We start from the raw sequence: 12,823 nt of genomic DNA, 5'->3' as shown, positions 1-12,823 counted from the left end.
CTTATTACCCCGGGAAAACTAATTTTTTCATAACCTGACCCTGATTTAAAGGTGATTTGACAGGATCGTGAGTGGCTTGAGGGAGCCGTTGTATTTTCCAACCACGGCCTCTTGCCCTGGTTACCTTATTATTGTCTTATATGATTATATTCTATATGGCGTTAATCCAAGCAAACAAACGAGAGATTTGTTCAACGCCGGCCTAAACGCCTTATCACGCTGTCATGACATATCGGTTCGCGCCAGCAGGAAATTGGCCGAAACTCCGGTGGGGTATCACTGCGCGGTTTAACATCTGGACAACTCCAGGAATAAAATTCTGTTTTCCAATCAATGCCTTGGCGCGCCTTATCGCTTAATTTATACTCCTCTATCCTTTCTCTGGTTAGCACATCCATCATCCTGACCACGGGCAGAAATCCCAAGATAAATACCCTTAAGAGAATACACTATGAAAAAATTTGATTTTACAGCTGCTACTGAGACAAGCAAATTGCAGCGAAGGGCTCTTTTGAGAGTGAAGACGATGCCACTTTGTACCTATGCCGCAAAGACCAGTATTAAATTACGTTTGACTTAATCCAATCCATCCTGAAAACAGGGTTTGGGGAGCCAATTGAATAGGGCGATCGGACGGTATGATTTAAGGGTACACGGTTTCTTAGCGCTTCAAATTAACAAGGGTAGAGAACACCTCGACGGTAACTTATCGAAGCGCGTCATGCTCGCCGTTGAAATTAACATTTTTTTTACAAATTAATAATTTCTTAATCTAAATCAGGTAATCTATTCCACAACAATTAACGAGTCGTTAACAAATCCCTTAAGGGCGTCAACGAACGGAGGGCGGGTAACTGATTAAAAATTTCTTATCACGCTGGATTGTATTGAGAGATTTTAAGTTATCCGGTTTTTAAGACTTTAATGCCAGTCATTGCAAATCAATGTGACTGCGCCCGCCCTATTCTCACGATCAAAATCCAGTCTAATTTGATGTTAACTTTTAAGGTGCAAAAATGACGATACGGTATTTATCTTTCGCTTTTAATGGCTGTTTATTTAATGCGAGGTTTTTAGAGCGTGTTTCCAAACAAGGCATCGGCAAAGCGGTTCAATCCGCCAATGACGTGCTTCTTAAACAATTAAAAAAGGAAGGCAAGGCTTTTACGCAAACGAACGTCTTCATTGGCTCGACCCAAGGTGATTTTAACCCCAGCCATTGCCCCGCAGCGCTGGCAATCAGCAAGGCCTTAAAGGCTAAGCCAGACCCTTTGTTAATGGAGGATATCCTCAAGGAACGTCCGTCTGGAGAATCGTTTCATCGCACCATCAAAAGCCTGATTGACAACAGGAGTATCCCGCATCCCGCCGACGGAAAAGCAGGGCATTCCATCATCCCCCTGCTTTTTGCACAACTCTACAAAGCAGCACAGGATAATCCGGATGAGGGGATTGTCTTTGAATTATGGACCGGGAGTCGCGAAGACATCGATGAAATTGAAAAAATATTTACCAAACATCCCCATTTTATTCCTGCTAAAATTCAATTATTTCTCCGCCTGTATGATGGTCAAATGTATGAACTGAAAATACCGCTGAAAAGCAATGGTTCGATCACTACCCTGCCAAACCCTCTCCGTTTAGCCGCCATCATGGACATGAATCTTGAGCGACTCGACTTGTTTTCCAAGGGGCTGCCTGATTTTGTGCAACCGGTATCCTCCGCCATCTATCCTCAGGTTAAAACCCTGTCACCCCCGACGCATGTGGATGACGACGACACAGTCGAGACTATTTCTTCCAGCCTTTTCTTTTCGCATAAACCGTCAAAACATGCCAACATTGCCACAACCAACCTGCCCGTCCCAGGACTGAAGCAATAAAGTCTCTCCAATGCAAAAAGCCTGATACATCAGGCTTTTGCCATCATTGCCCGGTTCGTTTATTGCACAACGTGTGGTAATGTTTTTCGAGTGACTTTAATTCCTCATCACTGAGTTTATTCAGATCAATCGAGGTATTGCTGGCTCCCTTATGGGATTTGATTAACTCATCGAGCTTCAAATTGATTATTTTGGTTTCGCGGTTCTGGGTGTTCTGAATTAAAAAAACCATCAGGAAAGTCACAATGGTTGTACCGGTATTGATGACTAATTGCCATCCTTCGGAAAAATGAAACAGAGGGCCTGTCACCACCCAGAGCAACACGAAGCTTAACGCCAGTAAAAAGCACCAGGAGGTACCCACTGCCACGGATACTTTTTCTGCAAAGGTAGCAAAATCGGTGTTGCCTTTCTTCTTCCTGCGTTTAGGTTGCTGAGCCATCTTCCTTTCCTTGTCATGATTGATTCCTTATCTTATGAAATTACGGAATAAAAATGAATGTTATTCCTTCTCCCAATGCTCATCCCATAAACTCAATTGTTGCGGGTCTTCCTTTTCAGGCCGTTTTCTAAAGTGATGCAGAGCCAATTCCGCGGCAGGTTCCGCATTTAACTGATAACGTTTGCAAGCCAGACGAAAACGGGTTTCAAGTAAATTGGCATACTCCCCCTCCCCGCGCATGCGTTTGCCAAACGTGGCATCGTAATCTTTGCCGCCGCGCATCTGGTTAATCAGACTCATCACGTGTTCTGCCCTGTCGGGAAAGTGTTCCGACAACCATTCACGAAACAGGGTTTTCACTTCATAGGGAAGACGCACGAGCACATAGCTGGCATAACGGGCGCCCGCGTCTTTTACCGCTTTGAGGATCTGTTCCAGTTCCATGTCATTGATCATGGGAATGACTGGAGCCACCATGGCTCGCACAGGAATCCCGTTCTCGGTCAATTGGCGAATTGCACGCAATCGTCCCGCCGGGGCTGACGTACGCGGTTCCATGATGTGTTTTAATTGCGGGGATAAGGAAGTAACGCTGACAGCGACTTTCACGAGATTAAATCGCGCCATTTCCGATAAAAGATCCAAATCGCGTTCGATCATGGCATTTTTGGTAATAATCGCTACGGGATGACGGTGCTCAAGCAACACTTCAAGAATGCGGCGGGTGATATTTAATTTTGATTCCGCCGGCTGATAAGGGTCCGTATTGGCGCCTAAAACCAGGGTTTCGCAGCGGTAACGCGGTGCATTGAGGGTTTTTCCAAGCACTGTCGCTGCGTCTTTTTTATAGAAGATTTTGGTTTCAAAATCGATTCCTGGCGAAAGGTTCATGTACGCATGGCTGGGACGGGCATAACAGTAAATGCAGCCGTGTTCACAGCCGCGATAGGGATTTATGGATTGATTAAACCCCAGGTCCGGTGAATCATTACGGGTAATGATGCTTTTGGATGTCTCAGGCAGCAACAGGGTTTCAAGCGGCGGCAAGTTCTCCTCTTCACGATCCCAACCATCATCAAACCGCTCAGATGCTGTTTTTTCAAAACGGCCTTCAGGATTGCTTATCGCACCGCGATTTTTGAGCGTCCGATTGTATTTCATAGCAAGAAGAATGGCGATTTATTTGCCATATTGAATCATATCAGCGCTTTATTTGGAATCTATTTTTTGATGATTTGCGTCACAGGCAAGGTGAATACAAAACACGCACCCTGTGCGACTTTGTGTACCGATAAAACCCCGCCGTGGGCCATGATAATAGTCCGGCAAATGGACAGCCCAAGTCCTGTGCCTTGGGGTTTGGTGGTGAAGTAGGAATGAAGAATTTTATCCTGGATTTCGGCAGGAATACCCGGGCCATTGTCCTGGAAATACACCACGATGTGATCATTGCTTAATTGCGTAGAGAGCTTGATTTCAGGGTTTTCCACAGCCGCGCCGCTCAATGCTTCAATGCTGTTACGCCCAAGGTTTAAAATCACCTGCATGATTTTAACCCGATCCACCATGGTGCTGGGTATATTGGTAAAAAAATTAAAATTAAATTTTAACCTGGCTAAATCATGATATAGGAAGCCGATGGTTTTGCGGATTAGGTAATTGATATTGGCTTGTTCAAGATAGAGCGTCCCTTCGTTAAAATTTCTCATTTTATGAATGACCTCTCCGGCATGCTCTGCCTGCCGCTCAATTTGCTTTAGTGGGAACTCAAGGGGATGTTCAATTGTACTGTCTCTGATCTTTTTTAAGCAACTTCGCGTATAAGCCCTGATCGCTGTCAAGGGCTGGTTAATCTCATGGGCAAGGGCCGATGTTAACTCACCCATGATGTTGGAACGGCTCACGCGTTCAATTTCAGCACGTTGTTTTCCATCTTGATAATCTTTTAGTTTTGTCTGGCTTAAGTCTTTTATTTTAAGGATAATTTCATTTTTCCGTATTACCTTATCCGGAAGAAAAAAATGCAACTCATAGCAGTAATAGGCATCCACTTTAGGAATTTTATTCTCAACGCGGATAAAGTTCCTGTGACCACGAACTGCCTGGCTGTAAGCTGTCATGATCTTGCTTTTTAGTTCAGGAAAGTCAGCTAAAATTCTTAGCAGATTATCATTTGCCTTCACTTTACAGGAAAAAATTCTCGAAAACGCCAGCACAAATGGCTGGTTAAGCATTCGCAGATTAAGGTCCTCATCGAGAAGGGCAATCGCGCTGCTGATGTTCTGGAAAATATTATTGAGGGAATTAAACGATTTTTCTAACTCCAGGAGCTTTGATGCATCTAATTTTTCCTGAGTTAAATCAAATAAATAACAATGGATGAGCTGCTTACGGCAAAGAAAAAACTGTAACTGCACATACTTGATGTTGTCTCGTGCTGACAACAATTCCATTTCGTATTTGTGACTGTATTTTTCCTCTAAAAAAAGAGCAACACACTTCACCAGTTTAGCAGCTGAGCTCTGGCTTAAAAAATTCAGAAATGACCTTCCTACCAGGCAACTCGTCTTTCTGCCGATCAGTAACGCGGTTTGCACATTCACATGATGAATCACAAAGGAAGCATCAAACACAACGTACCCGCAGGGATTAAAGGTTTGAATTTCTTTATGCCAGCGTTTCACTTCCTGCAATTCAGACGACAACAAGCGAAGTTGTTGAGATTGCCTTTGTATTCTATTTTCGTAGAGAGTCAGTCTTAAATTCAGTTCCTTAATCTTCTCTTCTTCGCAAGAATTAACTGACATAACAACATTCCTAACATCTAGAGTAATTCATTGAGTCAGTCGTCAAACTGTGCACATCAACGTCATGTTTGAGAAAAACAAATAAGCATCATGTTTTCAGGGTATTTGTAAGTCATCAATGCCATGGCGTTATTGGCCATGTCCACGGTATTGCTGTGGACAGACTCCATGGACGTCTGTGCGTCATTTAATACCTGTTGCAATTTATTTGCGTCCCAATTCAGTTTTAATTTATATAAAATACGGCCAAGAAGCTCTTTCAGTTCCAAACCCACTAACTGTTCAAACCGCTTATTAGCAAAAACGATTTTATCGTCAAAGTTCACCAGCACCGCAGCCTGTGTCAGGTTATTTAACAGGACTTTGTTAATTTCATTGTATTTTTGCAATTCTTTTTGCAATTCAACGGAATTGTTTTCAGCTCTTTTTTGAGCATGAATATTTAGAAACGTAATGACTACCCCATCAATCACATTGGTCACCGTGCGGTAGGGGATAATGCGTACAACATACCAGTGTTCGCTTTTATCAATCACCTCCCGGATGATGGGTTCCAGGGTCTGCAACACCTCCCGTGCATCATCAATCAGGGTATCATAATAAAGATTGGAAACGATGTGGCTGATAGGTCTTCCCACGTCCGATGAAATCAAATTAATAATTTCAGTGGCTTTGGGAGTAAACCGCTTGATGCACAGATCCTTGTCTAAAAAGACCGTGGCGATTTCGGTATTGTCAAGCAGGTTTTTAATGTCGTCATTGGCGCTTGATAATTGCTCAATGCGGCTTTCGAGTTCGGCATTGACCGTTGTCAATTCTTCATTTAGCGACTGCAACTCCTCCTTTGAGGTTTCAATTTCTTCATTCGTACTCTGCAGTTCTTCATTCGTACTCTGCAGTTCCTCATTGCTGGATTTCAATTCCTCATTGGATGTTTCCAACTCTTCAATTGTCGTCTGCAGACTTTCCTTGGTGTATTTCAATTCTTGATCCAGTTGAGTAATCTTTTTTTCCAGTTCATCCTTGGTTTCCAAGCGCCGTCCCTTCTCATGGCTTTGGCCAAAAACAGCCATTTCTTCAAACACAATCAGCAGCAATTTTTTATGCAACACCTGCGCTTCAAAGACAGGCCTGACTTTCAGGTTGATGTGTTTGATTTCCCCGTCTTCTTTAAATTGCAGACCACTCAGAATAATTTCCTTTTGCTGCATCGTCGCATTGCGTATGGCCAGAGATACTTTGGCTTTAAGCTCAGGACGAACCATCTCCAAAAAATGAAACCTTGCTTCGCCGGCTGCGAATTCGAGAAAGCGGCTTGTCCGGCCATAGACATAAACAATACTTCCCTGGTCATCGATAACCACGCAGGGTGGGGTGTGCTTTTTAAGCAGCAATTGCTCAATAATCAATCTCAGATTGGGTTCATTTTCATACATAATTTTTTCCGTAGCTTTCATACTTGAACATTCAGATAGGGGTGTGCTCGAAGGCAGGTCAATCACTGCCTGAAACGATGTGACACCGCCTTTCCGTTCAAAAATTTTCCATCGCCTGTCTAAAATAGTGAATAAATCCCCGGCGCCACCAATGGTCTCAGACGTCCCCAAAAACAATAGTCCATTTGGCTTCAAACTATAATGAAATAATGGCAGAATTCTTCTTTGCAGTTGCGATGTTAAATAAATTAATAAATTTCGACAACTTAAAAGATCCAGTTTGGTGAATGGAGGATCTTTAATTAAGTTTTGTGTCGCAAAAATAATCATCTTGCGTATGTCGATATTGATCTTGTAAGACTCGCCTTCTTTAACGAAAAAGCGCATCAGTCGTTCCTTGGAAACCTCGGAGCTAATGGTGGCTGGAAAAACCCCGGCGCGGGCGATTTCAATGGCATCCTCATCAATGTCTGTACCAAAAATCTGCACATTAAAGCGCTGCTTCAAACTATCCATGCATTCCTGTAACAGAATAGCAATGGAATAAGCTTCCTCTCCGGTGGAGCATCCAGGAACCCACACCCGTAGCCCATAATCTTTAGGTTTGTCATCCCTCATTTTTTTAATCATGATTTCTTTAAGCACTTCAAATGCTTCGGCATCGCGAAAAAAATTGGTGACATTAATCAATAATTCCCTAAAAAGAATTTCCAACTCACCGGGATTCTGATAGAGGTACTTAATGTAAAACGACAAGTCATCAATCTGTAAGATATTCAAGCGCTTTTGAATGCGGCGAAAAATGGTATTGGGTTTGTAGAGGGAAAAATCATGACCAGTCTGGTTATTCAACAGCACCAGAATCTGATGGATTTCCTTAGCCACACTGTCAGCCAACACAATGCTTTTATCATTAAAATGGGCAATGTAATCCAGTAAAAAAGGGTAAATTTTTTCCGGCAGGAGGATATAATCAACAACGCCGGTATTAATCGCACTCTTAGGCATGCCGTCGTAGCGTGCAGACGCTGCGGTCTGCACAATAATCAATCCCCCCCTGCTCCCTTAATGCCCTGAGTCCAGCCGTACCATCATTGCCTGTGCCGGATAAAATGACACAAATTCCCTTGCTTTTTTTATCGACTGCCAAGGAGCGAAGAAAATAATCAATGGGCATTTTTAAATCCTGGGAAGTCTCCGGATCGACGAGTTTTAATATACCTCGCTGGATAATGGCATTCTTACCTGGCGGAAGCACATACACGTGATTGGCCTGTACTTTCTGGTCGTTGCTGATTGGCAACACGGTTAAGGAAGTGCAATTTTGTAAAAGCTCAGGCAACATGCTGGTGTGCGCGGGACTTAAGTGCGTAATGACCACAAAAGCCATATTAGCCTGGATAGACACAGCGGAAAAAAACGTTTTTAACGTTTCAAGCCCTCCGGCAGAGGCGCCAATCGTCACAACAAACAAATCCTCGCCGGGTGTTTTTTTCTCATTTGACATGGCATTTAGATGATGGTTATTGTCCGGTTTGTTTTTATTTTTTGGCATGCAAAACGATTATCCAGGATTTTTAAACGTCATATCCTACTGTAAATCGCAAAAAACAGCACTCTATTTTAACTGTTTCTGTTGCTTAATAAACTGCGGATAGCCGCTGCATGCTTTTGAGCTTCCTCTGCTTTTTTTATAAAGTAAGACGCATTTTCTGACTGCTTTTCCCGTGCTTTCCTGGCTATATTTTGAGCCAGCTTTTCTTTCTCTTCCAATGCCCTTAAAGCCGACCATAATGCCGCTTCGGTACTTTGCTCATAAGCTGATACTAAACCATCGCTGCTATAGGCATGCTCCACACGGCAACGATACCGTTCAAAACGTGTGTCATTGATTTTCCATAATGCGCCCTGACACTCGGGGCAAATAAACCCTGATGCCGTGCCTATTTTTTCAATGTCAATCGCGCTGCCTGGCTTGTAATTCATTGATGATTCCAATTCCAGCAAATGGATTTCTGAGGGGTCAACCGGTGCTGATTTTATCTTTTCAGTTACCAAATCCGCCAGCAAAACCGCGATTTCCTTTGCTTTAAGACAATAATCAATCTGAATATTTTTTAAGGCATTTCCCGGCATATCCGGGTACTCCGCCTCATCCGGGTCCTGCACCATGGTTATGCCGCCGCATTTTTTTATTGCCACAAACCCTGCACTGCCATCATCGAGCAGACCGCTTAACAGAACACCGATGGTTTTTTGCTTGTAGTGAAGCGCTGCGGAATAAAAAAGCGGATCGATGGCCGGACGGGAATGATTAACCTTCGGACCGTCATGAAGGGCTATCTTTCCATCCTCAATTACCATATGAAACTTGGGAGGAGCGATGTAAATGTGGCCTGGTTCTATTGGTTGGCGATGATGCGTGTCAACCACCGGTAATTGGCTCGCTCGTCCAAGGATGGCGGGCAACAGGTTTTCTGCGGAAGCAGCAATGTGCTTGACGATGAGAACCGCTGCCGGGAAATCAGTGGGAAGAGCACCTAAAAGGGCCTTTAAAGCAGATAAACCGCCAGCAGATGTACCGATGACTACAACATAATGTTCCATGCCTTACCCGCTCCCTTGCCTGGTACTATTCTTTGAATATCAGGATAAGCATAATTTCGTATTAAGGAATTAGCAATCATAAGAGAACTTCTTTTTAATTTAACTGACGAAAGAACTTGAATTCATCACCGTCTTTTTTTCATCCTGACTTGGGTAATGATGACTGAAAAAACCAGGGGAAAGGGCGGCAGATTTATTCAATAAAACCTCTTCTTTCAGAGACAAGGTTTTCATTTTTTCATTCAGGGCAGCCTCATTCACCGCAACCGCTAATTTTTCCAAAAAACAAGATGACCCATTCGCAGTAAAGTCAATGGCTTTCGCATTGTCTTCTTTGTACCGTTCTTTGTGATTGGCGGTACTTAGCGATTGCAACTCATAATCTTGTTGTGAAAGCGCACATTGTTCTAAAAAAATCTCCCCACCCGACATTGCCGCATCATGGGCGATTTGATGGCCGCCATGGCCGTCATAGAGTCCAAGAAGAACCGGCAAACCATAAACCAGCGTTTGAACCGCGATGGAGATATTGTCCGTTGATTTGGATTCTACGGCGCAGGCGGCAAGAAATGCCGCAATCTCGGCTTCTGTCTTTAAGCCTGGCTTGCCAAGACGCTCAAGACAGGTTAATAAATACATCACCTGGCATTCAATGCTGCTGTCTTTCGCGCCATCGGTAAAGCCGTCACAGGTTGAAATAAGCTGGAGTTTACTGATCGATTCCTCTTCATCGTTTAATAGCTGGCTGATACTGGCGATGTCCACCGCAGCATCGGAAATCGCTAATTTTTTGCCATGAATACCCAGGGTATCGTAGTCGCCAATGGCGCGGGAAACCGAGAGAACACCATTGATTCGGTTGGAGGTGTCAATACTGCCGCCGGCTTTAAGAATGCGCTCTTTCTCCGACTGTAAAGCCGGATGATGCAGCGTGGCATTTAATCGGGTTGCACTGATGACTTCGCCTTTTTTTCCATAAGCGACCAGAAAGGCTACACTGTCACCAATGGACGCAGTAATCACACTGTCCCTGCCATCAAAAACGGTCATGCAGGCGGTTGTCCCTGCTTCCTCAGACAGGCCTTTTGCCCACTCATCGAGCAGCTTGCAGGTTGTCCAGAGGCGTTGTCCTATCTGTTGAGGACTTAATGATCGCAACTGGTTTTCACCGAGGGTATGCCAGGCCAGCGCATCTTCCTGGTCGGATCGCTTGTTCTGGGTTTCAAAGTAAGCAAAATGATGTTCCCTGTCTTCACCTTCAACCACCCCTTTTGAGGGTGTGGATATAATCTCTGGCATGGCCGAACCTCATGGTTGGGTCTTTAACGGGATTGGTGATTATTTTTTTACAATTCCTTGAAAAACCGATAATGTAGACACACTTGATACCATTTTTTATGTTCATAAACAACCACTTTGATCAAAAATGAATAAATTTGAATGGCTCCACCGACTTATTGGTTTTAATACCGTATCCAGCAACAGCAACCTGGGGTTCATTCAGGAAATCGCGGTCTGGTTTGAATCGCATCAAATCGAAACCACCATTATTCCTGGTACAACGGATGATAAAGCCAACCTGCTCGCTACCCTGCCTGCCAGTAACGGCAACCGCCAGGGGGGGTTGTTATTATCCGGTCATACCGATGTGGTGCCAGTGGCCGGCCAACTCTGGGAAACGGATCCTTTCCAGGCGGTTGAAAAAGACGGCAGAATTTACGGTCGGGGCGCCTGCGACATGAAGGGATTTTTAGCCGTCATGTTGTCCCTGGTGCCTGAAATCAAAAGCTACACTTTGCATAAGCCAGTCCATTTCGCATTCACCTGCGATGAAGAAATCGGCTGTCTGGGGGTGGATTTTGTGGCCGAGCACCTGAAAAAGATCAAACTTCAACCCGAAGGCTGCATCATTGGCGAACCCTCCGGCATGAAACCGATTGTTGGAGAAAAATCGCGGCGTGTTTACCATTGTCAGGTGCAGGGCAAAGCCGCACATTCCTCCATGGTCACTGAAGGCTGCAATGCCATTGAGTATGCCAGCCGTCTGATTACCTATATTAATGATTTATTTAATCATTTAAAAACTATAGGGCCTTTCGATGACGCATTTAACATCCCCTACTCCACCCTGTCCACCAATTTAATCAGTGGTGGCAATGCCTCCAACATCATTCCCGGACTCTGTGAATTCATGCTGGAAATTCGCTACATTCCCGAATTTCCTTTAGAGCATTTCCGAAGCCAGGTCGAGAACCACATTAACGAGCAATTGCTGCCCGAGATGCAAAAGACGTTTAAGGAAGCAGCGATTTATTTTGATCAGGTCTCTGACGCTTCCGGTTTTACTGCACGTGAAGACGCAGCCATTACCCATTTATTAAGGACTGTTACCGGCGTGAAAGAGCGGCTTAAAGTCTCTTATGCGACCGAAGCCAGCGCCTTTCAGGACATGGGAATTCCCACCATTATCTGCGGTCCGGGCGACATTGCCGAGGCGCACCGTCCCAATGAATTTGTGACATTGGATCAGCTGACCATCTGTGAGCATGTCTTAAAAAATGTCATCCATTTTTTTTGCGGGCAAGCGGCCTGTTAGCGGTTGCGAATGCGATAAAATTTGCAATCCATGCCTAAAAAATGCGCTTCTTTATAAAACCGCATGCCGCATTTTTGCATGACGCGGAATGAGGCCACGTTCTCTTTATCCGCATAGGCAATAATGTAATCCGCCTTGATGTTTTTTTTCGCCCAGTTGAGCAGCGCCCTTAACACCTCGGTGGCATAACCGCGATTCCAGAATTGACGATGGAACAGGTAACCAACCTTAATTTCACCGCTTTCTAACTGGTCAAAATAAGCTTCGCCTACGAAACGCCTGTCCTTTAAACGAAAAATCACGAAGCAGGGCAAATTTTTAGTTTCATGATTTTCAAGGCTTTCCTGAATAAATTCCCTGATTTCACGCCGGCTTAACGTTCCTTCAGGAAAATATTCCTTAACCACCGGATCTTTGTCAATTTCTTCCAGGTACTTCACATCTTCTTCCCGGATAGGACGTAACCCTAACTTTTGCGTTTTAATCACATAAGGCTGCATACCTTCTCCTGATCCTTGGGGCTGGCCTCGCACGGCATAACCCACCTTGTGCAAAATAGGCTATTCTTGTAATTATCACAAAACAAAAGGATTTGAATTGTGAACCACAAATTAATGGCCTTTATTGTGCTGTTCCTCCTTTTTTGCGCCCACGCCAAAACAGGTCCTCACAATGTCACGGCCTGGGTACAGCAAACCCTGATGGATACTCTGTCTGCCAGTTATGGCGACACCCCCGCAGACATTGACAAGGTGAAACAAAATTACTACCCTGCCGCCTGGTGGCCAATGAACCATTTTTTCAGGGACAGGCTTGAACTCATTAAAGTTAAAAAGCTCATTCTTCATCCCAAACCCCTTACCAGTGCCCGCATCACTGCCTCCGGACCCTGCGGTACTTCCCAATGCTGGCGAATCAATCAATCGTATCAAATACCGGAGCTGTCAATTATTATCGATTTTTCACTCCTGGTCGTGCCGGCGCACACCATGTTAAAATCGAAATCGCCATTCCTCATTCAGAGTTTGTCATTAAAAATAAATGATTATTAA

11 protein-coding genes are annotated in these 12,823 nt (G+C 44.3%); 3 read left to right on the top strand and 8 right to left on the bottom strand.

Annotated elements, in window-relative coordinates:
• The first annotated feature begins 1,016 nt into the window (after positions 1-1,016).
• Positions 1,017-1,883: a hypothetical protein gene (locus GH742_RS03710; RefSeq protein WP_203456150.1), complete on the top strand. Its 867-nt coding sequence runs from the start codon at positions 1,017-1,019 to the stop codon at positions 1,881-1,883.
• A gap of 43 nt (positions 1,884-1,926) precedes the next feature.
• On the opposite strand, the gene GH742_RS03705 is transcribed toward GH742_RS03710, so the two are convergent.
• From GH742_RS03705 to GH742_RS03680, 7 genes are all read right to left on the bottom strand, one after another.
• On the bottom strand, positions 1,927-2,325 hold the full coding sequence (locus tag GH742_RS03705; RefSeq protein ID WP_203456149.1) for a low affinity iron permease family protein: 399 nt from the start codon (positions 2,323-2,325) through the stop codon (positions 1,927-1,929).
• A 60-nt stretch (positions 2,326-2,385) separates the two neighbouring features.
• Complete coding sequence (locus GH742_RS03700; protein ID WP_203456148.1) at positions 2,386-3,486, bottom strand: PA0069 family radical SAM protein; 1,101 nt, start codon at positions 3,484-3,486, stop codon at positions 2,386-2,388.
• 59 nt (positions 3,487-3,545) lie between these two features.
• Complete coding sequence (locus GH742_RS03695) at positions 3,546-5,132, bottom strand: ATP-binding protein (RefSeq protein ID WP_203456147.1); 1,587 nt, start codon at positions 5,130-5,132, stop codon at positions 3,546-3,548.
• A gap of 62 nt (positions 5,133-5,194) precedes the next feature.
• Positions 5,195-7,609: a CheR family methyltransferase gene (locus tag GH742_RS15730; RefSeq protein WP_255536175.1), complete on the bottom strand. Its 2,415-nt coding sequence runs from the start codon at positions 7,607-7,609 to the stop codon at positions 5,195-5,197.
• Positions 7,569-8,123, bottom strand: a complete 555-nt coding sequence (locus GH742_RS15725; protein ID WP_255536118.1) for a chemotaxis protein CheB — start codon at positions 8,121-8,123, stop codon at positions 7,569-7,571. Before GH742_RS15725 ends, GH742_RS15730 begins: the two co-directional genes overlap by 41 nt.
• A gap of 68 nt (positions 8,124-8,191) precedes the next feature.
• Entirely contained in the window at positions 8,192-9,175 is a 984-nt protein-coding gene (locus GH742_RS03685) for a chemotaxis protein CheB (protein ID WP_203456146.1), read from the bottom strand.
• Positions 9,176-9,274: 99 nt separating this feature from the next.
• Positions 9,275-10,474, bottom strand: a complete 1,200-nt coding sequence (locus GH742_RS03680) for a PP2C family serine/threonine-protein phosphatase (protein WP_203456145.1) — start codon at positions 10,472-10,474, stop codon at positions 9,275-9,277.
• 127 nt (positions 10,475-10,601) lie between these two features.
• Here GH742_RS03680 and argE point away from each other — a divergent pair, with 127 nt between their 5' ends.
• Positions 10,602-11,771 carry an acetylornithine deacetylase gene (gene argE, locus GH742_RS03675; RefSeq protein ID WP_203456144.1) on the top strand — a complete coding sequence of 390 codons (1,170 nt, stop codon included), beginning with the start codon at positions 10,602-10,604 and terminating at the stop codon, positions 11,769-11,771.
• Here the strand turns inward: argE and GH742_RS03670 are convergent.
• Positions 11,768-12,271: a GNAT family N-acetyltransferase gene (locus tag GH742_RS03670; protein WP_203456143.1), complete on the bottom strand. Its 504-nt coding sequence runs from the start codon at positions 12,269-12,271 to the stop codon at positions 11,768-11,770. The two genes, argE and GH742_RS03670, sit on opposite strands and share 4 nt — an antisense overlap.
• A gap of 99 nt (positions 12,272-12,370) precedes the next feature.
• Between GH742_RS03670 and GH742_RS03665 the strand changes: the two genes are divergently transcribed.
• Positions 12,371-12,823 carry a hypothetical protein gene (locus tag GH742_RS03665; protein ID WP_239005266.1) on the top strand — a complete coding sequence of 151 codons (453 nt, stop codon included), beginning with the start codon at positions 12,371-12,373 and terminating at the stop codon, positions 12,821-12,823.

It is taken from the genome of Legionella sp. MW5194 (assembly GCF_016864235.1).
Classification (GTDB): Bacteria; Pseudomonadota; Gammaproteobacteria; order Legionellales; family Legionellaceae; genus Legionella_C.
The sequence above is the reverse complement of the archived record's forward strand: the minus strand, read 5'-3'. Positions and strand labels throughout refer to the sequence as shown.